The organism is Segeticoccus sp., assembly GCF_035708005.1.
The window spans coordinates 43,608-66,988 of the sequence record NZ_DASSTI010000030.1 but is presented as its reverse complement, the minus strand read 5'-3'; the positions used below and the strand labels follow the sequence as shown (position 1 = coordinate 66,988).

The 23,381-nt window shown below is 70.7% G+C and carries 18 protein-coding genes and 1 tRNA gene; 14 read left to right on the top strand and 5 right to left on the bottom strand.

Annotated elements, in window-relative coordinates; genetic code table 11:
• Positions 1 to 47: 47 nt before the first annotated feature.
• The 10 genes from trpA to VFL99_RS03430 all read left to right on the top strand — a co-directional run bounded on the left by trpA (position 48) and on the right by VFL99_RS03430 (position 12,944).
• Positions 48 to 881 carry a tryptophan synthase subunit alpha gene (trpA, locus tag VFL99_RS03475; protein WP_325104945.1) on the top strand — a complete coding sequence of 278 codons (834 nt, stop codon included), beginning with the start codon at positions 48 to 50 and terminating at the stop codon, positions 879 to 881.
• Positions 878 to 1,420 (top strand): DoxX family protein, encoded by a 543-nt coding sequence (locus VFL99_RS03470; RefSeq protein ID WP_325104935.1) that lies wholly within the window; start codon positions 878 to 880, stop codon positions 1,418 to 1,420. Before trpA ends, VFL99_RS03470 begins: the two co-directional genes overlap by 4 nt.
• A 71-nt stretch (positions 1,421 to 1,491) precedes the next feature.
• The gene (locus VFL99_RS03465) at positions 1,492 to 2,247 is read left to right on the top strand and encodes a DsbA family protein (protein ID WP_325104934.1); all 756 of its coding nucleotides are present in this window, start codon (positions 1,492 to 1,494) and stop codon (positions 2,245 to 2,247) included.
• Complete coding sequence (gene lgt / locus VFL99_RS03460) at positions 2,244 to 3,155, top strand: prolipoprotein diacylglyceryl transferase (RefSeq protein WP_325104933.1); 912 nt, start codon at positions 2,244 to 2,246, stop codon at positions 3,153 to 3,155. The genes VFL99_RS03465 and lgt overlap by 4 nt, the downstream gene beginning before the upstream one ends.
• Before the next feature lie 76 nt (positions 3,156 to 3,231).
• Entirely contained in the window at positions 3,232 to 7,758 is a 4,527-nt protein-coding gene (gene gltB, locus VFL99_RS03455) for a glutamate synthase large subunit (protein ID WP_325104932.1), read from the top strand.
• The gene (locus tag VFL99_RS03450; protein ID WP_325104931.1) at positions 7,751 to 9,208 is read left to right on the top strand and encodes a glutamate synthase subunit beta; all 1,458 of its coding nucleotides are present in this window, start codon (positions 7,751 to 7,753) and stop codon (positions 9,206 to 9,208) included. Before gltB ends, VFL99_RS03450 begins: the two co-directional genes overlap by 8 nt.
• 95 nt (positions 9,209 to 9,303) lie before the next feature.
• Positions 9,304 to 10,755: a pyruvate kinase gene (gene pyk / locus VFL99_RS03445; RefSeq protein WP_325104930.1), complete on the top strand. Its 1,452-nt coding sequence runs from the start codon at positions 9,304 to 9,306 to the stop codon at positions 10,753 to 10,755.
• A 57-nt stretch (positions 10,756 to 10,812) separates the two neighbouring features.
• Positions 10,813 to 10,898 (top strand) — tRNA-Leu (locus tag VFL99_RS03440).
• Positions 10,899 to 10,933: 35 nt separating this feature from the next.
• A complete protein-coding gene (locus VFL99_RS03435) occupies positions 10,934 to 11,533 on the top strand; it encodes an ANTAR domain-containing response regulator (protein ID WP_325104929.1) in 600 nt (199 codons plus the stop codon).
• Positions 11,534 to 11,660: 127 nt separating this feature from the next.
• Positions 11,661 to 12,944 carry an ABC transporter substrate-binding protein gene (locus tag VFL99_RS03430; RefSeq protein WP_325104928.1) on the top strand — a complete coding sequence of 428 codons (1,284 nt, stop codon included), beginning with the start codon at positions 11,661 to 11,663 and terminating at the stop codon, positions 12,942 to 12,944.
• A gap of 82 nt (positions 12,945 to 13,026) precedes the next feature.
• Here the strand turns inward: VFL99_RS03430 and VFL99_RS03425 are convergent, their stop codons facing one another.
• The 5 genes from VFL99_RS03425 to VFL99_RS03405 all read right to left on the bottom strand — a co-directional run bounded on the left by VFL99_RS03425 (position 13,027) and on the right by VFL99_RS03405 (position 18,041).
• Positions 13,027 to 13,761 carry an ABC transporter ATP-binding protein gene (locus tag VFL99_RS03425; RefSeq protein ID WP_325104927.1) on the bottom strand — a complete coding sequence of 245 codons (735 nt, stop codon included), beginning with the start codon at positions 13,759 to 13,761 and terminating at the stop codon, positions 13,027 to 13,029.
• Positions 13,758 to 14,657 carry an ABC transporter ATP-binding protein gene (locus VFL99_RS03420; protein WP_325104926.1) on the bottom strand — a complete coding sequence of 300 codons (900 nt, stop codon included), beginning with the start codon at positions 14,655 to 14,657 and terminating at the stop codon, positions 13,758 to 13,760. Before VFL99_RS03420 ends, VFL99_RS03425 begins: the two co-directional genes overlap by 4 nt.
• Positions 14,647 to 15,639 carry a branched-chain amino acid ABC transporter permease gene (locus VFL99_RS03415; RefSeq protein ID WP_325104925.1) on the bottom strand — a complete coding sequence of 331 codons (993 nt, stop codon included), beginning with the start codon at positions 15,637 to 15,639 and terminating at the stop codon, positions 14,647 to 14,649. The genes VFL99_RS03420 and VFL99_RS03415 overlap by 11 nt, the downstream gene beginning before the upstream one ends.
• Positions 15,640 to 15,676: 37 nt before the next feature.
• Positions 15,677 to 17,092 carry a branched-chain amino acid ABC transporter permease gene (locus tag VFL99_RS03410; RefSeq protein ID WP_325104924.1) on the bottom strand — a complete coding sequence of 472 codons (1,416 nt, stop codon included), beginning with the start codon at positions 17,090 to 17,092 and terminating at the stop codon, positions 15,677 to 15,679.
• Between the two features lie 115 nt (positions 17,093 to 17,207).
• Entirely contained in the window at positions 17,208 to 18,041 is an 834-nt protein-coding gene (locus tag VFL99_RS03405; protein ID WP_325104923.1) for a DUF554 domain-containing protein, read from the bottom strand.
• A gap of 112 nt (positions 18,042 to 18,153) precedes the next feature.
• On the opposite strand from VFL99_RS03405, the gene VFL99_RS03400 reads away from it, so the two are divergent.
• The 4 genes from VFL99_RS03400 to VFL99_RS03385 all read left to right on the top strand — a co-directional run bounded on the left by VFL99_RS03400 (position 18,154) and on the right by VFL99_RS03385 (position 23,381).
• Entirely contained in the window at positions 18,154 to 18,750 is a 597-nt protein-coding gene (locus VFL99_RS03400) for a GNAT family N-acetyltransferase (protein ID WP_325104922.1), read from the top strand.
• 76 nt (positions 18,751 to 18,826) lie between these two features.
• A complete protein-coding gene (gene polA, locus VFL99_RS03395) occupies positions 18,827 to 21,511 on the top strand; it encodes a DNA polymerase I (RefSeq protein WP_325104921.1) in 2,685 nt (894 codons plus the stop codon).
• 83 nt (positions 21,512 to 21,594) lie between these two features.
• A complete protein-coding gene (locus tag VFL99_RS03390; protein ID WP_325104944.1) occupies positions 21,595 to 22,563 on the top strand; it encodes an ABC transporter ATP-binding protein in 969 nt (322 codons plus the stop codon).
• A complete protein-coding gene (locus VFL99_RS03385; RefSeq protein ID WP_325104920.1) occupies positions 22,560 to 23,381 on the top strand; it encodes an ABC transporter permease in 822 nt (273 codons plus the stop codon). The genes VFL99_RS03390 and VFL99_RS03385 overlap by 4 nt, the downstream gene beginning before the upstream one ends.

Genomic DNA, 23,381 nt, shown 5'->3' with positions numbered 1-23,381 from the left:
GCGACGTCGCAGGAGCCGCGAGACGGAACAGCGGGGTCGGACCGGTCCTGGAGCGCACCCGCGCGGAGGGGCGAGCCGCGCTGATCGGCTACCTCCCGGTGGGCTTCCCCACCGTGGACGACTCGGTCGCAGCCATGCAGACCTTGGTGCGCCACGGCGTGGACATCGTCGAGATCGGCGTGCCCTACACCGACCCGCTCATGGACGGGCCCGTGATCCAGCACGCCGCCGACGTCGCGCTCGCGGGCGGCAGCCGGCTGCGTGACGTCTTCACCGCGGCGCGGGCGGTCACGGAGGCCGGCGGCGCCGCAGTCGTGATGAGCTACTGGAACCCGATCCTGCACCACGGTGTCGACCGCTTCGCCGAGGAACTGGCCGCCGCGGGCGGGTCCGGACTGATCACCCCCGACCTGATCCCGGACGAGGCGGGAGAGTGGATCGAGGCCGCCGAGCGGCACGGCCTCGACCGGATCTTCCTGGTGGCCCCGAGCTCGACCGACGACCGCCTGGTCTCGACCACGGCGGCCTGCCGCGGCTTCGTCTACGCCGCCTCCACCATGGGCGTCACCGGCGCGCGCGCCTCCGTCGGCGATGCGGCCGAGACGCTGGTGACGCGGACCCGTCGGGTGACCGACACACCGGTCTGTGTCGGGCTCGGCGTGTCGACTCGGGAACAGGCGGCGCAGGTTGCCCGTTTCGCAGACGGAGTCATCGTCGGCTCGGCCCTCGTGCGGTGCCTCGCCGACGCCGACTCCGCGGAGGAGGGGCGCGACCGACTCGCGACGCTGTGCACGGAGCTGGCAGCGGGGGTGCGCGACGGCCGGGGCCCGGCCTCCACGCCCGTCAGCGTGTCGGCGCCGGAAGGAGCACCACAGCCATGACCTCCTCGCACGTGGGTGCCTCGGACACCGGATCCCGCCATCACGACCCGCTGCTTCCCGGCGCCCACCGCGAGCGACTGACCACCATCCTCGACGTCGTCGGCCTCGTCGCCCGACTCATCCTCGGGGTCGTCCTGGTCTGGGCCGGCGCCAGCAAGATCACCGACCTGCAGTCCTCCGTCCGCGCCGTGCTGGGCTACCAGCTGATGCCGTCCTACTCGGTCGCGCACCTCGTGGGCACCGTGCTGCCGGTGGTGGAGATCCTCGTCGGGGTGCTGCTGATCATCGGCCTGTTCACCCGCGCGGCGGCCGTCGTCGGAGGGCTGCTCATGGTCGCCTTCATCATCGGGATCGCCTCGGTCTGGGCCCGCGGCATCAGCATCGACTGCGGGTGCTTCGGCGGCGGGGGGACCATCAAGCCCGGTGAGACCCACTACCTGCGGGAGATCCTGCGGGACACGGGGCTGCTCATCTGTGCCGCATGGGTCGTCTGGCGGGCCCGCACCTTCCTCGGACTCGACCAGCGGCTGTTCCCGTGACCCGATCCCATCCGTTCCGCACGTCCCGTTCCCCCACCGTCGTCCGACCTGTGCCTGAGGAGACCTGACCCATGCCCCGCCCTGATGCGTCCGCGAAGCTGAAGGCCGCCCGGCCCAAGGAGGGCCCCTCCAAGGTGATCATCGGCGCCGTCGTGGTGGTGGTCATCATCATCGCCGCCGTGGTCGCCGTCATCGTGAACAACCAGAGCAGCAACGGCGCCTCCGGCGGCGGCTCCCTGCCGGCGCACGCCCTGCCGAACGGCGGCGGAGTCGTCGTGCCGGGTGGCAAGCTGCAGGCCGGCGCCCCCACGGTGGACCTGTGGGAGGACTTCCAGTGCCCCTTCTGCAAGCACCTCGAGGACGCCGCCGGGCAGCGCTTCAACACGCTCGCCGACCAGGGGAAGATCAAGCTCGTCGTGCACCCGCTGAGCTTCCTGGACAGCAACCTCGGCAACGACTCCTCCAAGCGGGCCGCCAACGCCTCGCTGTGCGCGTCCGACGCCGGCAAGTTCGAGGCGTACCACTCCACGGTCTTCGCCCACCAGCCCACGCAGGAGGGCGCCGGCTACACCGACCAGCAGCTGCTGCAGTTCGGCAAGGACGCCGGCATCAGCGGGCAGGCCTACTCCACCTTCGAGAAGTGCGTGAACAACCAGACGTACTCCAAGTACGTGCAGGCCGTGCAGGTCGCCGGTGACAAGGCGGGCATCCGGAGCACCCCGACCGTCAAGGTCGACGGCCACGAGCTCAGCACCCAGCAGCTGAACACCATCCTGAGCCAGCCCCAGCAGCTCGACCAGGTCCTCGAGGCAGCCGCCAAGAAGTGATCAGCAGCCTGCCCAGCCCCAACCAGGGCGTCTGGTGGATCGGTGACCTGCCGATCCGCGCCTACGCGCTGTGCATCCTCGCGGGCATCCTCGTCGCCTGCTGGATCGCCCAGCGGCGGCTGCTCGACCGCGGGGGCACCGGCGGGGAGGTCCTCGACATCGCCATGTGGGCGGTGCCGTTCGGGATCGTCGGTGGCCGGCTGTACCACGTCATCACTACCTACCAGCCGTACTTCGGCCCCGGCGGCCACCCGATCGACGCCCTGAAGATCTGGCACGGCGGCCTCGGGATCTGGGGCGCCATCGCCCTCGGCGCCCTCGGCGCCTGGATCGGCTGCCGCCGACGCGGCGTGGCCTTCCTGGACTTCGCCGACGCCTGCGTCCCGGGCGTGCTCATCGCCCAGGCCCTCGGCCGGTGGGGCAACTGGTTCAACAACGAGCTCTACGGCCACCGCACCGACGTGCCGTGGGCACTGGAGATCCACTGCTGGAACCAGTCGGCCGGCCACGCGGTGACCTGCCCCGGCACGAGCTCCACCGTGCTCGGCTACTTCCAGCCGACCTTCCTCTACGAGTCGATCTGGTGCCTGCTCATCGCCCTGCTGATCGTGCTGGTCGACCGCCGCGTCCGGCTCGGCCAGGGGCGGGCCATGGCGCTGTACGTCATGCTCTACCCGGTCGGCCGCGTGTTCATCGAGCTGATGCGCACCGACACCGCCACCCACGTGCTGGGCCTGCGGATCAACGTGTGGACCTGCATGCTCGTCTTCCTCCTCGGAGTCGGGCTGTTCCTGTGGTTCGGCCGGCGCCACCCCGACGGGCGACGCGGCCGGGAGGTGACCGACGACACGCCGGCGACGTCTCGGCATACGGGCGCAGCCGTTCCGAAGGGTGAGCACCAGGGGTAGGCTGCCGACCATCCGCTGGCCGATGGCGTCCATGCGGTCCCGAGTCCCCCTCGAGACAGCAAGGACGGTGCCCCCGATGTCGCTCGGCCTCCCCTCCGCGAACGGTCTCTACGACCCCGCCTTCGAGCACGACGCCTGCGGTCTCGCCTTGGTCGCCACCCTGCGCGGTACCCCCGGCCACGACGTCGTCGACCACGCACTCACCGCGCTGCGCAACCTCGAGCACCGCGGCGCCACCGGAGCGGACTCCACCGTCGGTGACGGCGCGGGCATTCTCACCCAGGTGCCCGACGCCTTCCTGCGCGGGCAGGTGCCGTTCGCGCTGCCCGACAAGGGCCGGTATGCCGTGGGCACCGCCTTCCTGCCGGCCGAGCCGGAGGTCGCCGCGCAGGTCCAGCAGCAGGTTGAGGCGCTCGCCGACGTCGAGGGCCTCGAGGTCCTGGGCTGGCGGGACGTCCCGGTCGACCCACGGATGATCGGGGCACCGGCCCGTGCCGTGATGCCCACCTTCCGGCAGCTGTTCCTGGCCGGCCGCGCCGGGGAGTCCGGCCTGGCGCTGGAGCGGCGCACGTGGTGCCTGCGCAAGCAGGCCGAGCGCGACCTCGAGGTCTACTTCCCGTCGCTGTCCTGCCGCACCCTGGTCTACAAGGGCATGCTCACCACCGCCCAGCTCGAGCCGTTCTACCCGGACCTGTCCGACCCGCGGTTCGCCACCGAGCTGGCGCTGGTCCACTCGCGCTTCTCCACCAACACCTTCCCGGCCTGGCCGCTGGCTCACCCCTACCGGCTGATCGCCCACAACGGCGAGATCAACACCGTCAAGGGCAACCGCAACTGGATGCACGCCCGCGAGTCGCTGCTGGCGAGCGACGCCATCCCGGGTGACCTGTCGCGGACCTTCCCGGTGCTCACCCCCGGGGCGTCCGACTCCACCTCCTTCGACGAGGCGCTGGAGCTGCTGCACCTGGGCGGGCGGTCCCTGCCGCACGCGGTGCTCATGATGGTGCCGGAGGCGTGGGAGAACCACACCGAGATGGACCCGGCCCGGCGCGCCTTCTACGAGTACCACTCGCTGTTCATGGAGCCGTGGGACGGCCCGGCCTGCGTCACCTTCACCGACGGCACCGTGGTCGGAGCGGTGCTCGACCGCAACGGCCTGCGTCCCGGACGGTATGCCGTCACGGACGACGGCCTGGTCATCCTCGCCTCCGAGGCCGGTGTCCTGGACCTCGACCCCGCGCACGTCGTGCGGCGGGGACGGCTGCAGCCGGGGCGCATGTTCCTCGTCGACACCGGACACGGCCGGCTCGTCAGCGACGAGGAGGTCAAGGCCTCGCTCGCCGCCGAGCACCCCTACCAGGAGTGGCTGCGCGAGGGCCTGATCGAGCTGGCCGACCTGCCCGAGCGTGAGCACGTCGTGCACACCCCCTCCTCGGTCACCCGGCGCCAGCAGACCTTCGGCTACACCAGCGAGGAGCTGCGGGTGCTGCTGCGCCCGATGGCGGCCAGCGGCGGGGAGCCGCTGGGGTCGATGGGGACCGACACCCCGATCGCGGTGCTCTCGGAGCGTCCCCGGCTGCTGTTCGACTACTTCACCCAGATGTTCGCCCAGGTGACCAACCCGCCGCTCGACGCGATCCGCGAGGAGCTGGTGACGGCGCTCGGGACGTCCGTGGGGCCGGAGGGCAACGCCCTCGAGGCCACCCCCGAGCACTGCCGGCAGGTCATGCTGCCGTTCCCGGTGATCGACAACGACGAGCTGGCCAAGATCGTCCACATCAACGCCGACGACGACCTGCCCGAGTTCGCCACGCACGTCGTCCGCGGCCTGTACGAGGTGGACGGCGGCGCCGCCGCGCTCGAACGACGGCTGCGGGACATCTGCGCCGACGTGTCCCGGGCGATCGCCGACGGCGCCCAGTTCGTCGTGCTCTCCGACCGCGACTCCGACCGGGACCACGCCCCCATCCCGTCGCTGCTGCTGTGCGCCGCGGTCCACCACCACCTCATCCGCGAGCAGACCCGCACCAGGGTGGGCCTGATCGTGGAGGCGGGTGACGTCCGCGAGGTGCACCACGTGGCGCTCCTCATCGGCTACGGCGCGGCGGCGATCAACCCCTACCTGGCCATGGAGTCCGTCGAGCAGCTGGTGCGTGCCGGCGACCTCGAGGGCGTCTCCGCCGAGCAGGCGGTCCGCAACCTCATCAAGGCACTCGGCAAGGGCGTGCTCAAGGTGATGTCCAAGATGGGCATCTCCACGGTGGCCTCCTACCGCGGTGCGCAGGTGTTCGAGGCCATCGGTCTCGCCCAGGAGCTGGTCGACGCCTACTTCAGCGGCACGGTCTCCCGACTCGGCGGCGTCGGGCTCGACGTCATCGCCGCCGAGGTCGCGGCACGGCACACGTTGGCGTACCCGCCGGACGGCACCCGAGCCCCGCACCGGACCCTGGACGTCGGCGGGGAGTACCAGTGGCGCAGGGAGGGCGAGGAGCACCTCTTCGACCCGGAGACCGTCTTCCGGCTGCAGCACTCCACCCGGCAACGCCGCTATGACATCTTCCGGCAGTACACGGGCCGGGTGGACGAGCAGTCCCGGCGCCTGATGACGCTGCGGGGACTGTTCCAGCTGCGGGTGGGCGAGCGGCCCCCCGTGCCACTGGAGGAGGTCGAGCCGGTCAGCGAGATCGTCCGGCGCTTCTCGACCGGGGCGATGAGCTACGGCTCGATCAGCCAGGAGGCCCACGAGACGCTGGCCATCGCGATGAACCGGCTCGGGGCCCGCTCCAACACCGGCGAGGGCGGCGAGGACGAGGAGCGGTTGCTGGACCCCGAGCGCCGCTCGGCGATCAAGCAGGTTGCCTCCGGGCGGTTCGGCGTCACGAGTCTCTACCTGACCCAGGCCGACGACATCCAGATCAAGATGGCCCAGGGCGCCAAGCCCGGTGAGGGTGGCCAGCTGCCGGGGCACAAGGTCTACCCGTGGGTCGCGCGCACCCGGCACGCCACCGCTGGGGTGGGCCTGATTTCCCCGCCGCCGCACCACGACATCTACTCGATCGAGGACCTGGCCCAGCTGATCCAGGACCTCAAGAACGCCAACCCCGCGGCGCGGATCCACGTCAAGCTGGTCGCCGAGGTGGGAGTCGGCACCGTCGCTGCCGGCGTCAGCAAGGCGCACGCCGACGTGGTGCTCATCTCCGGCCACGACGGCGGCACCGGCGCCTCACCGCTCACCTCGCTGAAGCACGCCGGCGCGCCGTGGGAGCTCGGGTTGGCCGAGGCCCAGCAGACGCTGCTGCTGAACGGGCTGCGGGACCGCATCGTCGTGCAGGCCGACGGGCAGCTGAAGACCGGTCGCGACGTCGTCATCGCCGCCCTGCTGGGGGCCGAGGAGTTCGGTTTCGCCACCGCACCGCTCGTCGTCAGCGGCTGCGTCATGATGCGGGTCTGCCACCTGGACACGTGCCCGGTGGGGATCGCCACGCAGAACCCCGAGCTGCGCGCCCGCTTCACCGGACGCCCTGAGTTCGTCGAGACGTTCTTCGAGTTCATCGCCGAGGAGGTGCGTGAGCACCTCGCCGCGCTCGGGTTCCGGTCGCTCGACGAGGCCGTGGGCCGCGTGGATGCCCTCGACACCCGGGCCGCCGTCGACCACTGGAAGGCCAGCGGACTGGACCTGGCGCCGATCCTCACCCAGGTGGACCCGCCCCCGGGAGGTGCACGACGGCATACCACCGAGCAGGACCACGGGCTGGACAAGGTGCTCGACCAGACGCTCATCTCCCGTGCCCGTCGCGCCCTCGAGGACGCAGAGCCGACGGCGATCGAGCTGGCGGTGCGCAACGTCCACCGCTCGGTGGGGACCATGCTCGGGCACGAGGTGACCAAGCGGCACCCCCAGGGACTGCCCGACGGCACGATCGACGTCACCATGACCGGCACGGCGGGGCAGTCGCTGGGCGCGTTCCTGCCGGCCGGCATCACGCTGCGCCTGCTCGGCGACGCCAACGACTACGTCGGCAAGGGCCTCTCCGGCGGCCGGGTCGCCGTGCGACCGGTGCGCGAGGCGGCCCTGTCCGGTGAGCTGAACGTCATCGCGGGCAACGTGATCGGCTACGGCGCCACCAGCGGGGAGCTCTTCCTGCGTGGGGCCGTCGGTGAGCGGTTCTGCGTGCGCAACTCCGGTGCCACCGCGGTCGTCGAGGGCGTGGGTGACCACGGCTGCGAGTACATGACCGGCGGCACGGTCCTGGTGCTCGGGGCGACCGGCCGCAACTTCGCCGCAGGCATGTCGGGTGGCCGTGCCTACGTGCTCGACCTCGTCCCCGAACGGGTCAACCCCGAACTGGTCGACCTGCTGCCGCTGTCCACCGAGGACGAGGACGTCGTGCACGGCCTGCTGTCCCGGCACGTGCAGTGGACCGCCTCGCCGGTGGCCTCCCGGCTGCTGGCGGGCTGGGACGAGGCACGCACGCGGTTCACGCTCGTGCTGCCCCGGGCGTTCCAGCGGGTCCTTGACATCCGTGCCGAGGCCACGACGCGGGGCCTCGACCCCGACGGAGAACAGACGTGGCAGCAGATCCTGGAGGTGTCCCATGGCTGACCCCCGAGGCTTCCTGAAGGTCCGTGACCGGGAGCTGCCGGCGCGCCGGCCGATCCCGGTGCGCCTGAAGGACTGGCGCGAGGTCTACGAGGAGCAGGAGGTGGCCCAGCTGCAGCGCCAGGCGGGACGCTGCATGGACTGCGGGATTCCGTTCTGCCACAGCGGGTGCCCGCTGGGGAACCTCATCCCGGAGTGGAACGACCTGGCTCGACGCGGGGAGTGGACGGCCGCCATCGAGCGGCTGCACGCCACCAACAACTTCCCGGAGTTCACCGGCCGGCTCTGTCCGGCGCCGTGCGAGACCGCGTGTGTCCTCGGCATCAGCGAGCCGGCGGTCACCATCAAGCAGGTCGAGGTGACCATCGCCGACCGCGCCCGGGCCGCTGGGCGGATCCTGCCCCAGCCGCCGGACCGGCTCACCGGCAAGACGGTGGCCGTGGTCGGCTCCGGCCCCGCCGGGCTTGCCGCCGCCCAGCAGCTGACCAGGGCCGGGCACACGGTCGCGGTGTACGAGCGGGACGACCGGCCCGGTGGCCTGCTCCGCTACGGTATCCCGGAGTTCAAGCTGGAGAAGGCGGTGCTCGACCGGCGGCTGGAGCAGATGCGCGCCGAGGGCACCCGGTTCCGGTGCAACGTGGACGTCGGGGCCGAGCTCACCGGTGCGGAGCTGCGCCGCCGCTACGACGCGGTCGTGCTCGCCGTGGGCTCCACCGTGCCGCGGGACCTGCCGGTCCCCGGACGGGAGCTCGACGGGGTCGTCCAGGCGATGGACTACCTCCCCCCGGCCAACCGGGCGGCGCTCGGCCACCCGGTCGAGGGTGCGCCCTCCGCCGAGGGCAAGGACGTGGTCGTCATCGGCGGCGGCGACACCGGTGCCGACTGCATCGGCACCGCCCACCGGCAGGGGGCGCGGTCGGTGACCTCCCTCGAGATCCTGCCCCGGCCCGGGGACCAACGGGCCGCGCACCAGCCGTGGCCCACCTACCCGGCTCTGTTCCGGGTCGCCAGCGCGCACGAGGAGGGCGGCGAGCGGGTGTATGCCGTGAGCACCACCGAGATCGTCGGCGACGGTGAGGGATGCGTCCGCGGACTGCGGCTGGTCGAGGTCACGTCTGGTCCAGATGGCATCGCCCCGGTGCCGGGCAGCGAGCGGGAGCTGCCCGCGCAGCTCGTGCTGCTCGCGATGGGCTTCGTCGGGCCCCAGCCCGGGGGACTGCTCGAGCAGCTGGGCGTGGAGCGGGACGAGCGCGGCAACGTGTCGCGCGACGAGCAGTTCCTCACCAGCGTGCCCGGGGTGTTCGTGGCCGGCGATGCCGGACGCGGCCAGTCGCTGATCGTCTGGGCCATCGCCGAGGGACGTTCGGTCGCTGCGGCGGTCGACACCTGGCTGCAGGGTGGCTCCCGGCTCCCCGCGCCGGTCCGGCCGACCGACCGACCCCTCACGGCATGACCCACCCCACGTCGTGCTCTGCGCCGAGACGGCGCGGGGCCCCCGGGCCTGAGCGGTCTGCCGGGCGGTCGAACGGCCGCAATAGGGTGAGGACCATGCGTCGAGCGAAGATCGTCTGCACCCTCGGACCTGCGACCTCCGGACCGGACATGGTGGTCCGTCTCGTCGAGGCGGGCATGGACGTGGCCCGGCTCAACCTGTCGCACGGGAGCCACGAGGACCACGAGAAGGTCTACCTCGACGTGCGCCGGGCCAGTGACCGGACGGGCCACGCCGTCGGGGTGCTGGTGGACTTGCAGGGCCCGAAGATCCGCACCGGCTCGTTCGCCGAGGGACCGGTCACGCTCGCGCCGGGCGACCGCTTCACCATCACCACCGACGACGTCGAGGGGGACCGCAAGCGCGTCGGCACCACCTACGCCGGCCTCCCCGGCGACGTGTCGGTCGGCGACACCCTGCTCATCGACGACGGCAAGGTGGTCCTGACGGCGGTGGAGGTCAGCGACACCGACGTGGTCACCGAGGTCAAGGTGGGTGGGAGCGTCTCGGATCACAAGGGCATCAACCTGCCCGGCGTGGCCGTCAGCGTCCCGGCGCTGTCCGAGAAGGACGAGGCTGACCTGAGGTGGGCGCTGCACCTGCAGGCCGACATGATCGCGCTGTCCTTCGTGCGCTCCGCACAGGACGTCGAGTCGGTGCACCGGATCATGGACGAGGAAGGCGTGCGGCTGCCGGTCATCGCCAAGATCGAGAAGCCGCAGGCGGTCGAGAACCTCCAGGAGATCGTCGATGCGTTCGACGCGATCATGGTCGCCCGCGGCGACCTCGGCGTCGAGATGCCGCTCGAGGACGTGCCCCTGGTCCAGAAGCGCGCGATCGAGCTCGCGCGGCGCAACGCCAAGCCCGTCATCGTGGCGACCCAGGTGCTCGAGTCGATGGTGACCAACGCGCGACCGACGCGGGCCGAGGCGAGCGACTGCGCCAACGCCGTGCTCGACGGGTCCGACGCGATCATGCTGTCGGGAGAGACGAGCGTCGGGGCCTATCCCATCCAGGCGGTGCAGACCATGGCCCGCATCATCGCGAGCACCGAGGAGCACGGCCTCGAGCGGGTCGACCCGCTCGGGACGATGCCGCACACCATGGGCGGTGCCGTGACCCGCGCGGCCGCCGAGATCGGCGACCTGCTGCACGTGAAGTACCTCGTCACCTTCACCCAGTCCGGGGACACGGCCAAGCGGATGTCCCGGCTACGCCCCGAGATCCCCATGCTGGCCTTCACCCCGCTGCAGGCCACCCGCTCGCAGCTCGCGCTCAGCTGGGGGGTCGAGACCTTCTGCGTGCCGCCCTGCCGGCACACCGACGAGATGGCCATCCAGGTCGACGAGACGCTCATCGACGGCGGCCGCTGCCGGGAGGGGGACGTGGTCGTCATCGTGGCAGGCTCCCCACCCGGCATCCCCGGATCGACCAATGCCCTGCGGGTGCACCGCATCGGTGACGCGCGCAACAAGGTGGCTCCGGCATACGGGGACTTCCGCCGGTGAGTGCGGGCACGCACTCGCGCGGGCACCGCCACCCGGCAGGTATGCTGACGCCCGCTGGCCGAAGTGGTGGAATGGCAGACACGGAGCACTCAAAATGCTCTGCCCGACAGGGCGTGCGGGTTCAAGTCCCGCCTTCGGCACCACGCACGGGGCGCTCGCACCGGGGAGGTCTGGACCAGTGAGCACCGAGGTCGCGCAGCCGGTGCGGGTGCTCGTCGCCGAGGACGAGGCCGTCATCCGGCTCGACCTCGTCGAGATGCTGGGGGAGTGCGGCTACGACGTCGTCGGGGAGGCGAGCAACGGCGAACGTGCCGTGCAGCTCGCCCAGGAGCTCCGCCCCGACCTGGTCGTCATGGACGTCAAGATGCCCGTGCTCGACGGGATCAGTGCTGCGGAGCAGATCGGCGCCGCCCGCCTCGCGCCGGTCGTCATGCTGACCGCGTTCAGCGACCGGGAGCTCGTCGAACGCGCCCGGGATGCAGGCGTGCTCGCCTATGTGGTCAAACCGTTCAGCGCCAACGACCTCACGCCGGCCATCGAGATCGCCCGCTCACGGTGGGCCGAGCTCCGGACGCTGGAGGGGGAGGTCACCGACCTCGACGACCGGCTCCGGACACGCACGCTGGTCGACCGGGCGAAGGGCGCCCTCATGGACCGGCTGCACGTCAGCGAGGCCGAGGCGTTCCGGTGGATCCAGAAGACCGCCATGGACCGCCGCCTCGGCATGAAGGAGGTCGCGGAGCTCGTGCTCGCGGAACCCCCTACTGACACGGAGTGATAACAGGTCGGCCACACCACTGCTGTTCCGCGTGACAGTCCATTACTGTCCGTGGGACCAGTGGCCCGATCCACCCTGGCCGACGCAGCTCGGCAGTTCGGGCCTCCCTTGCCCGAAGGAGTAGGGAATGCGTCAAGCCATGCGGTTCAAGACGATCGCGGTGGTCACGGGGGTCATGCTGCTCGGTGCAGCCTGCGGAAGCAGTGACAACGGTGGCGCCTCCGCCGAGGGCTCGTCGGGAGGTGCCGGAGGAGGTAATGCCAAGGCGGAGCCCCTGAAGCTGGGCTATGTGCTGCCGGAGACCGGTGACCTCGCCTATCTCGGCCCACCCCAGATCCAGGCCATGAAGTACGCGGTCAGTGAGATCAACAAGAGTGGTGGGGTCCTGGGCTCCCCGATCCCCGCGGTCGTCGGAGGTGACGAGGCGGGTGACCAGGCGATCGCGTCGCAGTCGGCGGACCGCGTCCTCAATGAGGGCGTGGATGCGGTCATCGGTGCCGCCGCCTCCGGCATGTCACTGGCGATCATCGACAAGATCACCGGCGCCGGGGTCGTGCAGTGCTCGGGCTCCAACACCGCCCCCACCTTCACCGACTACAAGGACGGCGGCTACTACTTCCGCACGGCTCCGTCCGACGCGCTGCAGGGCCCTGTTCTCGCCGACGTGATCACCGGCGACGGCCACAGCAAGGTGGCGATCGTCGCGCGTGCTGACGACTACGGGAAGGGACTGGCGGACGCCACGGCGAAGTCGCTGGAGTCCAGCGGTGCCTCGGTGGTTCTCAACGAGTCCTACGACCCGAAGGCCACCAACTTCAACGCGACGGTAGCCAAGGTCGTCGCGCAGAAGCCCGACGCCGTGGTGGTGGTCGCCTTCGAGGAGGGCAAGCAGATCATCAAGGGCCTCATGGAGAAGGGCCTGACCCCGGACAAGGTCGGGATCTACGGCGCTGACGGCCTGCGCAGCGAGGACCTGCCCAAGCTGGTGAACGCCAAGAACCCCCAAGCGCTCGACGGGATGAAGGGCACCGCACCGGCGTCGGCGGACAACCCCGCCTTCACCAAGAATCTCAAGGCGTTCGCGCCGGATCTGGAGGAGCTGCAGTTCGCACCGCAGGTTTACGACTGCGTCAACGTGATCGCCCTGGCAGCGGAGGCGGCGAAGTCCACCGATGCCGCCTCGTTCAAGGAGCAGATGGTCGCGGTCACCAAGGACGGCGAGAAGTGCAACAGCTTCGCGGACTGCAAGAAGCTGCTCGATGCTGGCAAGGACATCGACTACGACGGTGCCAGCGGTCCGCTCGACTTCGTGGATGCCGGGGAACCGGGCAAGGCGACGATCGAGGTCTACAGCTACAAGGACGGCAAGCTGAAGACGCTCGACACCCGAGAGGCCGCCCCTGTCGAGTGAGGGGGCCGCAGCACGACGTTGACCCGCGGCGGGCCCGACCACGATCAGGCGGTCGGGCCCCTCGCGGGTCGGCGCTACTCGTCTAGCCCACGCGGGCGAGCGTGCCCAGGTACAGCTCGATCACCTTGGGGTCGTGCAGCAGCGCCGCTCCCGTCCCGGTGTAGGCATCCCGGCCCTGGTCGAGCACGTAACCGCGGTGGCAGATCTCGAGGCAGCGCCGCGCGTTCTGCTCCACCATGAGGATCGAGACCCCCGACTCGTTGATGGTGCGAACCGACTCGAACACCGTGTCCTGCATGAGGGGGGACAAGCCCGCGGACGGCTCGTCGAGGAAGAGCACCCGAGGGTCTGTCATGAGCGCCCGCCCCATCGCCACGACCTGCCGTTCGCCGCCGGAGAGTGACCCGCACTTCTGGGCGCTCCGCTGGTCGAGGAGGGGGAACAGCTCCGTGACGGCCGCATGGCGGCGCTGGAAGTCCTTGGGGCGCAGGAACATCCCCATCTCGAGGTTCTCGCGGATCGTGAGCGAGGGAAAGACGTTGTTGTTCTGGGGGACGTAGCCGAGCCCCCGGCTCACCATCGCGTGAGCGGGCAGTGCCGTGATGTCGTCGTCCTCGAGCAGGACGCGGCCACCTCGGATCGGGACGAGGCCGAACATCGCCTTGATGAGGGTCGACTTGCCGGCCCCGTTGGGGCCGATGATGCCGACCAGCTCGCCCTTGCCGACGTGCACGCTGCAGCCCTGCAGGATGTCGACCTCCGGGAGGTAGCCACCCACCAGCTGCTCGGAGCGCAGCAGCGCGGTCTGTTCGTTCATCGAGTCGTCTCCTCTGGCTCGTGGGGCAGGGAGCGGCGGCTGCCCAGGTAGGCGTCGATCACGGCGTCGTTCGTGCCGATGTCCTGCGGGCAGCCCTCGGCGATGACGCGTCCCTCCGCGAAGCAGATGACCCAGTCGCTCACCCCCATGACGACGTCCATGTCGTGTTCGACGAGGACGATGGTGGTGCCTTCGTCGCGGAGGCGTTCGATGTGCCCCAGCAGCGACTGCGTCAGGGCGGGATTCACGCCCGCCATGGGCTCGTCGAGCATGATCATCGACGGCTGGACCATCATCGCCCGGGCCATCTCCAGCAGCTTGCGCTGGCCGCCGGACATCGTGCCCGCGAACTCGTCGCGCATGTGGGTGAGCTTGAAGCGCTCCAGTAGCTCGTCGGCTCGCGCCTCGATCTCGCGTTCCTGGGAACGCCACAACGGCCGCAGGATCGCCGGGAGGAACCGCTCACCCACCTGGTCGGTGGCGCCCAGCATCACGTTCTCCAGGGTCGTGAGGCGCATCAGTGCCTTGGTGAGCTGGAAGGTGCGGACCATGCCCACTCGAGCGATCCGGTTGGCGGACATCCCCTGCAGCGGCCTGCCCTCGAAGCTCCACGTGCCGGTGTCCGCCTTGTCGAAGCCGGAGACCAGGTTGAAGAAGGTCGACTTGCCGGCGCCGTTGGGACCGATGAGAGCCGTGATCGTGCCGCGCTGCACCTCGAGGTGGTCCACGTCGACGGCACGCAGCCCCCCGAAGCGGCGGGACACGTGGTCCGCCACGAGAATCGGGTCCGGCTTGGCGACGCCCGGCTCCGGGGGCACGCCGGCCAGGCTCGGCGGTGCCAGGCGGCGACCAGACTCGTGCCGGATCGGCCGGTCTGCGGGTGCGTCAGCGGACATCGAGGCGCATCTCCTTGCGGTTCCCCAAGATTCCGGCCGGTCGGAACACCATCAGGACGATGAGGACCAGTCCCACGAAGGCGAACCGGACGGCCCCGACGTCGGACCCGTCGAGGATCGAGGAGGGGATGAAGCCGCCGCCGGTGGCCTGTCGCAGGATGGCGTCGAGGAAGGTCACGACGAACCAGAAGATCACCGAGCCGAGCACCGGACCGAGGACCCGGCTGGCCCCGCCCAGGATGACGATGGCGTAGAGGTAGAAGGTGACCACCGGGTTGTAGCTGTCGGGTTGCACCGACTGCACGTTGATCGCCAGCAGCGCCCCCGCGAGCGAGCCGAGGACACCGCCCAGCACGAGGCTCTGGAGCTTGAAACCGTAGACGTTCTTGCCGAGACTGCGCGCTGCGAGCTCGTCCTCGCGCACCGACCGCAGCACTCGCCCCCACGGGCTGTGCACGAGCAGGTGGACCAACAAGCAGGCCAGTGCGACCATCGTCCAGCCCACCAGCATCACCCACAGGGACCGGGAGTCGAACTGGAACGGGCCGAATCCGTAGCGCCCTGGGGCGATCGGGCTTGCGGCGAAGAAGGAGTCCGCGAACTGGCGCAGGCCGTAGACCCCGCCGGTCACCGGCTGGGCGTACTCCGAGCGGTAGAAGTAGCGCAGCACCTCCCCCGCGGCGATCGTGGCGATCGCGAGGTAGTCACCGCGCAGCCGCAGGGTGGGGATCCCGAGGACGAGGGCCAGCACCACGGCACAGGCGATCCCGAGCAGGACCCCGGCCCACAGCGGCCACCCGAACGTCGCGACGCTCACCGCCACGCCGTAGGCACCCACCATCATGAACGCGACCTGACCGAAGTTGAGCAGCCCGGTGTAGCCGAAGTGCACGTTGAGGCCGACGGCGGCCAGGGCGTAGATGGCCGCCTCGGGCCCGAGCATGCCCCGTACGGCATTGGAGAGAACGTCGATGAGGTCCATGGTCCCTTCGCCTTCTGCGTCGGTGTCCTGGCCTGCCCTAGCCCGCGCGTTCCGCGCGGCCGAGGATGCCTTGTGGTCGGAACAGGAGCACGACGATGAGGGCGAGCAGCGCCCAGGCGTTCTGCAGCTCGGGTTCGAACCACAGTGTGGACAGCTGCGCCACCAGCCCCACGGCGAAGCTGCCGATCATCGCCCCGTAGGCGCTGCCGAGCCCACCGAGGATGACGCCGGCGAACATGAGCAGCAGCAGGTTGAAGCCCATGTCCCAGTAGACGGCTTGGGTGAGGCCGTAGAAGACGCCGCCGAGCGCGGCCAGACCACCGCCGACCATCCAGATCAGCAGGATCACCCGGTTCACGTCGATCCCGGAGGCCTCGGCGAGGTCCTTGTTGTCGGCGATCGCCCGGGTGGCCTTGCCCATGCGGGTCCGCTGGAGTGCGAACGCCACACCGAGCAGCACGGCCAGCGACAGCAGCGTCACCACGAGGTCGCGGGGGGTGATCGAGACCGGCCCGAGGTTCAGGGCGTCCTGCACCGTGTACTGCGCGTACTGGCTGCGGCGCGACCCGAAGATCACCAGCAGGACGTGGCGCAGCAGGAGGGACAGCCCGATCGAGATGATGAACATCTGGATCAGCCCGGCTCCACGCGCCCGCATGGGACGCCACAGACCGGCTTCCATCGCGCCACCCACGAGGGCACCGATGGCCACCGCGATGACTGTGGCGAGCACCAGCGGCAGGTGGAACCCGGTGGTGCTGAACCAGAGTGCGGCGAAGGCGCCGATCGTGACGAGCTCGCCGTGGGCGAAGTTGATGAGTCTCGTGGTGCCGAAGACCAGCGACAACCCCACTGCGGTAATGGCGATGATGGCGCCGAGCTTGATCCCCTCCACCACCAGTTGCAGGAAGCGGCTCGTGAACCCGGTGGCCTGGTCGGCCCGGTCGGCGGCCGCTTGGTCGACCGCCCCACCCGAGGTGGTGCCGCCCTCGGCGGAGGTAGACGGGGGACTGGCCGACGAGGACGACCCGGAGCTCGAGGTCGCCGCTGACGTCGGTTGCTCCTGCTTCTGCGAGCTCGGGATCAGGGGGAACAGCACGGTCCGGTCCTCGCCCGGTCGAACGGTCACCGACGGCAGGGTCTGTCCCCCCTTCGTCCGCAGCTGCAGCGAGGTCGGCAGGCTCCCGACGTCCAGGGACACGGCATACGTCCCGGGTTCGGGGACAGCGATCTTCCAGTGCCCGGTCTGGTCCGTCGTCGCGGAGCCGGTCGGGGAACCGTGCCGGGTGACGGTGACCTTCACGCCCGGCACGCCAGAACCGGCGGGCGACCGCAGGGTGCCGTTCACCGACTGGCCCCCGTCCGCCACGGGCGTGGCGAGGGAGGGCAGGGCCGGGGCGAGGAACAACGCCAGGAAGGAGGCCACAACGATCGCGATGAGGCGAGCGCGCACAAGGTCCTCCTTCGAGGGGGTCATTGGCGCAGAATCTAAGCACAGGCCGAGGCAGGTCCCGAGAGTTTGCGCAGAAGGCGACCGAAACGTGACCTTGCCTGCGCCGGAACACGTGTCAGCGCAGCGTGGAGACCACCAGCGTGAGGAGCGGTGCAACGGCGAGGGCGGGCAACAGGTCCCCGACCGGGACCTCGCGGATCCGCAACAGCCGGAAGGCGATCCCCACGAGCAGCAGCCCACCGGTCGCCGTGAGGGCGGCGATCTGCGCGTCCGGCATCACCGCGCCGAGGAGGACCCCGACGAGCGTCAATGCTCCCTGGACCACGAGGACCGACACGGCCGAGAGCAGGACACCGACGCCGAAGGAGGACGCGAACGCGAGGGCGGCGAACCCGTCGAGGACCGACTTCAGGGCGAGTTGGTCGATGCCGCGGCCGAGCCCGTCCGACAGCGAGCCGAGGATGGTCAGGGGACCGACGCAGAACAGCAGGGAGGCGGTCAGCCAGCCCTCGATGAAGCGCTCGCGGGATCCGTGGTCCAGCCCGGTGGGGGGCTGGACACCGAGGTCGGCGGAGCGGCCGGCGGCTGCCACCGCGGCACGGGCGCCGGCGCGCCGGCGGCGACGGGCGAACCGGCCCTGGATGGTGCCGGCCAGTCCCTCGAGCCGGCGCTCGATGCCCCACAGCGAGCCGGCGATGCCACCGATGAGGAGGCTGCCGAGCACGATGAGCACGGGGGCACCGCTCCCCACTGCCCGCGACAGCGAGCCGTCGGTGACCGCGATCGCCGACAGGCCGGCCATCAGCAACGTCGTGAGCCCGAGGCAGTCGGTGACCACGGACCGGGTGCGTTCGGGCAGTCGGTGACCGACCGCCATACCGAGCAGTGACCCGACCACGACGGTGGCGATGTTGAGGAGGGTGCCGAGACCGGGGAACGTGGCGTCCACGGCGGTCACTGTAGGTCGCGCCGCGCGGTCCCGGTGCGGCGTCCCAGCAGGTGGCGGCCGGGCCGGTCGCAGGGGTTACTCTCTGGTAGTTGATCACTCAAGTGGAGGCAGCGTGGTGCGGCACCGACCCGGTTCCCTCACGATCCGCAAGGTCACCCCGGAGACCCCGGGAACCACGGACCGGTTCATCGAGTTGTGGACGGCGTTCCTCGTCGAGCAGGGCGCGCCGCCGGAGACGGCGTCCCGCGACGTGGCGGGCCGGCTGGCAGCGGCGCTGGAGCGGGACGGGGTGACGGTGTTCCTGGCGGAGTCCGTCGGGGAGGCCGTCGGCTACGTGGCGCTGCTGGAGAGTCCCCTCACCGCGCTGTCGGAGGGCTCGAGCATCTGGGTCGACCAGCTCTACGTGGTGCCCTCCGCCCGACGCAGCGGCACCGCCAAGGCCCTGCTGGCCGCGGCAGCGCGCGTGGCCGAGGAGCGCGGCGCGGAGCAGATCGCCGCCTGCGTGCCGGCCCAGGCACGCGAGAGCAACCGCTTCTTCGCCCGGTTGGGGTTCCACTCCTTCGTCGTCCGGCGGGTCACCTCGACCGGCGCGCTGCGCCGCCGGCTCGGTGCGCCCGAGGACCGACCAGCGCTGGACGAGGTGCTGCAGCGACGGCGCTCACTGCGCGCTCGCGCCGGCCGCCCGGCGCGGCAGCTCATCCGCGGCTGAGCCCCTCACCGGTCGGCCCGCGGAGCGGCGCTCGGGCGGTCACCGGCTGTCGTCGCCGACCCGTAGGCTCGTGCCCGTGAGCCGACTCCTCCTACTCGACGGACACTCGCTGGCCTATCGCGCCTTCTTCGCCCTCCCGGTGGAGAACTTCTCGACCAAGACCGGGCAGTCCACCAACGCGGTGTTCGGCTTCACCTCCATGCTCATCAACGTCCTCCGCGACGAGGAGCCCACCCACGTCGGGGTCGCCTTCGACGTCTCCCGGCAGACCTTCCGCACCGAGCAGTACGCCGAGTACAAGGCCGGCCGCGCCACGACCCCCGACGAGTTCAAGGGGCAGCTCTCCCTCGTGCAGGAGGTGCTCGACGCGCTGCGGATCCCCTACGTCGAGCTGCCCGGCTTCGAGGCCGACGACATCATCGGCACCCTCACGACCCAGGCGCGCGACCAGGGTTTGGAGGTCCTCGTCTGCTCCGGTGACCGCGATGCGCTGCAGCTGGTGGGCGACCAGGTCACGGTGCTCTACCCGCGCAAGGGCGTCTCGGACCTGGCCCGCATGACACCGGAGGCGGTGCAGGACAAGTACGGCGTGCCCCCGGAGCGTTACAGCGACCTCGCGGCCCTCGTGGGGGAGTCCTCCGACAACCTGCCCGGCGTGCCCGGCGTCGGCCCGAAGACGGCAGCCAAGTGGATCGGGCAGTACGGCGACCTGGCCGGCATCGTCGACCACGTCACCGAGATCAAGGGCAAGGCCGGGCAGTCGCTGCGCGACCACCTCGACGGCGTCCTGCGCAACCGCCGCCTCAACGCGCTCGTCTGCGACCTCCAGCTCGACGTCACCGTGGACGACCTCAAGCGGCGGCAGTGGGACCGCGAGGAGGTCCACCGCGTCTTCGACGGGCTCGAGTTCCGCGTCCTGCGGGACCGGCTCTTCTCCACTCTCGAGTCGGTGGAGGTCGAGGCCGAGGAGGGCTTCGACGTCGACCCCGAGGTCCTCGAGCCCGAGCAGGTCGCCGCGTGGCTCGAGGAGCACGCCGGCCACGGCGAGCGGGTCGGGTTGCACGCGGTCGGCACGTGGGCGCGCGGCACCGGGGACCTCGAGGCGCTGGCCGTCGCCACGGCTGCCGGCCCCGCGGCATACTTCGGTATGCCGACCCTCACCGAGGAGGGCGAGCAGGCGGTGGCCGCGTGGCTGGCCGACGAGAAGCGTCCGAAGGCACTGCACGACGCCAAGGGGCCGGTCGAGGCGCTGGCCGCCCGGGGCCTCGCGCTGCGCGGCGTGACCAGTGACACCGCGCTGGCCGCCTACCTGGTGCGACCGGACCAGCGCTCCTACGATCTCGCCGACCTGGTCCTGCGGCACCTGAAGCGCGAGCTGCGGGAGGAGCAGGGCCCCGGCGGCCAGGGCGTGCTCGACTTCTCACCGGAGGGGGACGCGCAGGCACGCGCCGCGATGGTGCGGGCGCGAGCCGTGCTCGACCTCGCTGCCGAGCTCGACGAGCGGCTGGAGGAGACGCACGGCACGACCCTGCTGGCCGACCTGGAGCTGCCGCTCGTCGGCGTGCTCGCCGGCATGGAGGAGGTCGGCATCGCCGTCGACGTGCCGGCCCTGGAGCGGCTGGAGTCGGAGTTCGCCGACGCCGTTCGGGAGGCCCAGCTCGACGCCTACGAGGCGATCGGCGGCGAGGAGATCAACCTCGGCTCGCCCAAGCAGCTGCAGGTCGTCCTCTTCGACACCCTCGGCATGCCGAAGACGAAGCGCACCAAGACCGGCTACACCACCGACGCGGACGCGCTGAAGGACCTCTTCATCAAGACCGAGCACCCGTTCCTCGAGGCGCTGTTGCGCCACCGCGACGCCTCGCGGCTGCGGCAGACGGTCGAGGGGCTGCTCAAGTCGGTCGCCGACGACGGCCGGATCCACACCACGTACCAGCAGACCATCGCCGCGACGGGCCGGCTGTCCTCGACCGACCCCAACCTGCAGAACATCCCGATCCGCACCGAGGAGGGGCGCCGGATCCGCGAGATGTTCGTCGTCGGCAGCCAGGACGGGGTGGCGTTCGAGTCCTTGCTCTCCGCGGACTACAGCCAGATCGAGATGCGGATCATGGCGCACCTGTCCGGCGACGAGGGCCTCATCGAGGCCTTCCGCACCGGCGAGGACCTGCACCGGTTCGTCGGCTCGCGCGTCTTCGCCGTCGAGCCGGAGGACGTCACCCTCGAGATGAGGTCGAAGGTCAAGGCGATGTCCTACGGACTCGCCTACGGACTGTCCGCCTACGGGCTGTCCAAGCAGCTCACCATCCCCACCAGCGAGGCGAGCGCGCTGATGGAGGAGTACTTCGCCCGCTTCGGCGGGGTGCGTGACTACCTGCGCGAGGTGGTGGCCGAGGCCCGGCGCACGGGTTACACCGAGACCATGCTCGGCCGCCGCCGCTACCTGCCCGACCTCAACGCCGACAACCGGCAGCGACGCGAGATGGCCGAGCGGATGGCGCTGAACGCCCCGATCCAGGGGTCGGCCGCAGACATCATCAAGCTCGCGATGCTCCGCGTCGACAGGGCGCTGACGGAGCAGCGGCTGCACTCCCGGGTGCTGCTGCAGGTGCACGACGAGCTCGTGCTCGAGGTGGCACCGGGCGAACGGCAGGACGTCGAGCAGCTGGTCTGCCGGGAGATGGGCGCGGCGATCGAGCTCGACGTGCCGCTTTCGGTGAGCGTCGGCGTCGGCGCCTCGTGGCACGACGCCGCCCACTGATCGGTCGCTGACGACGTCCGCCGGCTCAGCGCCTCCTCAGCGGCCTGTGCGATGCTGAACGGGCAGCCGACGTTGGGGACGTGATGATCGAGGTCAAGGGGCTGACCAAGAAGTTCGGCGCGACGCTCGCCGTCGACCACCTGTCGTTCGACGTGCAGCCGGGCGTGGTCACCGGCTTCCTCGGCCCGAACGGCGCCGGCAAGTCCACCACGATGCGGATGATCCTGGGGCTGGACCGCCCGACCGCGGGGGAGGCCCTCGTCAACGGCGTGCCGTACGCGAAGATGCGGACCCCGCTGCGGCAGGTGGGAGCACTGCTCGACGCCAAGGACGTCCACGGCGGGCGCTCGGCCCGGGCGCACCTGCTCGCCCTCGCGCAGAGCAACGGCCTGCCGCGGAGCCGGGTCGGGGAGGTCGTGGAGCTCACCGGACTGACCGACGTCGCCAAGCGGCGCGTCAAGGAGTTCTCCCTGGGCATGTCCCAACGCCTCGGGATCGCGGCGGCGCTGCTGGGCGACCCCGGGGTGCTGATGTTCGACGAACCGGTCAACGGGCTGGACCCCGAGGGGATCCTGTGGATCCGCACGTTCATGCAGTACCTCGCCGGACAGGGCAGGACGGTGCTGGTCTCCAGCCACCTGATGAGCGAGATGGCCCTGACCGCCGACCACCTCGTGGTGATCGGGCGAGGGCGGCTGCTCGCGGACACCTCGACCAAGGCCTTCATCGACGAGCACTCCAAGGGGCACGTGCGGGTCCGTGTCTCCGAGCCGGACCGGCTCGGCGAGGCGCTCCGGTCCCGCGGCGTCACCGCGGAACAGGTCGACGGCTACCTGCAGGTCACCGGACTGAGCACGGACGAGGTCGGTCACCTGGCGCTGCAGCAGCAGGTGGCGGTGCTCGAGCTCTTCGAGCAGAAGTCCTCCCTCGAGGCGGCGTTCATGGAGATGACCCGCGGCAGCGTGGAGTACCACGCCGGCGCTCCCGGGGAGGCCGAACAGCAGCAGGCGCTCGAGCAGGAGCAGGAGCAGGAGCAGGAGCAGGGAGCATGAGCACGCCCACGACGTCGGCCGGAACCCACCGCACGGAGCGCAGCGGCTCGGACAACCTGCTGTGGGTGATGCGCTCGGAGTGGACGAAGCTGTGGTCGCTGCGCTCCACGCCCTGGACGATCGTCGCCATGTTCGTGGTGACCGTCGGGTTCGCGGCGCTCGCGTCCTGGGGGACCGCGACTCACCTGCGGGAAGCGGCCGCCGGGGGCACGCTCGACGTGACGAACGTCGCCCTGGCCGGGCTGCTCTTCGGCCAGCTGCCGATCGCGGTGCTCGGCGTGCTCGTGATCAGCGGGGAGTACTCCACCGGCGGGATCCGCTCGAGCCTGACCGCGGTGCCGGGTCGGATCCGGCTGCTGACCGCCAAGGCCGTCGTCTTCACCCTCGTGGCCGTCGTCAGCGGCCTCATCACCAGCTTCGTGTCCTTCTACGTCGGCATGATCTTCTTCAATGCCCACGGCGTCGGTGTCGGCATCGGTGAGCCCCACGTGTTGCGGGCCGTCATCGGCGGCGGACTGCTGCTCACCGCGTCCGGCCTGCTCGGCTTCGCCATCGGCATCCTGTTGCGGCACAGCGCGGGAGCGATCACCGTCAGCGTCGCACTCCTGTTCGTCATCCCGATCGTGCTCAGTGCGATCCCTGCCGACGTGGTGCGCTCGGCGAACAAGTACTTCCTCAGCTCGGCCGGCGAGCGGGTCACCCACGTGGTGTCCCAGCCGGACGCCCTCGGGCCGTGGCACGGCTACCTCGTCTTCATCGGCGAGGTCGCCTTCCTGCTCGTGTGTGGGGCCGTGCTGATGGTGCGGCGCGACGCCTGA

Bases quoted from the DNA above. Each gene is read 5' to 3' on its own strand.
- VFL99_RS03450 (WP_325104931.1), top strand. From the start codon at position 7,751: ATGGCTGACCCCCGAGGCTTCCTGAAGGTCCGTGACCGGGAGCTGCCG.
- VFL99_RS03420 (WP_325104926.1), bottom strand. From the start codon at position 14,657: ATGTCCGCTGACGCACCCGCAGACCGGCCGATCCGGCACGAGTCTGGT.
- VFL99_RS03470 (WP_325104935.1), top strand. From the start codon at position 878: ATGACCTCCTCGCACGTGGGTGCCTCGGACACCGGATCCCGCCATCAC.
- pyk (WP_325104930.1), top strand. From the start codon at position 9,304: ATGCGTCGAGCGAAGATCGTCTGCACCCTCGGACCTGCGACCTCCGGA.
- gltB (WP_325104932.1), top strand. From the start codon at position 3,232: ATGTCGCTCGGCCTCCCCTCCGCGAACGGTCTCTACGACCCCGCCTTC.
- VFL99_RS03415 (WP_325104925.1), bottom strand. From the start codon at position 15,639: ATGGACCTCATCGACGTTCTCTCCAATGCCGTACGGGGCATGCTCGGG.
- VFL99_RS03385 (WP_325104920.1), top strand. From the start codon at position 22,560: ATGAGCACGCCCACGACGTCGGCCGGAACCCACCGCACGGAGCGCAGC.
- VFL99_RS03390 (WP_325104944.1), top strand. From the start codon at position 21,595: ATGATCGAGGTCAAGGGGCTGACCAAGAAGTTCGGCGCGACGCTCGCC.
- VFL99_RS03425 (WP_325104927.1), bottom strand. From the start codon at position 13,761: ATGAACGAACAGACCGCGCTGCTGCGCTCCGAGCAGCTGGTGGGTGGC.
- VFL99_RS03465 (WP_325104934.1), top strand. From the start codon at position 1,492: ATGCCCCGCCCTGATGCGTCCGCGAAGCTGAAGGCCGCCCGGCCCAAG.
- VFL99_RS03430 (WP_325104928.1), top strand. From the start codon at position 11,661: ATGCGTCAAGCCATGCGGTTCAAGACGATCGCGGTGGTCACGGGGGTC.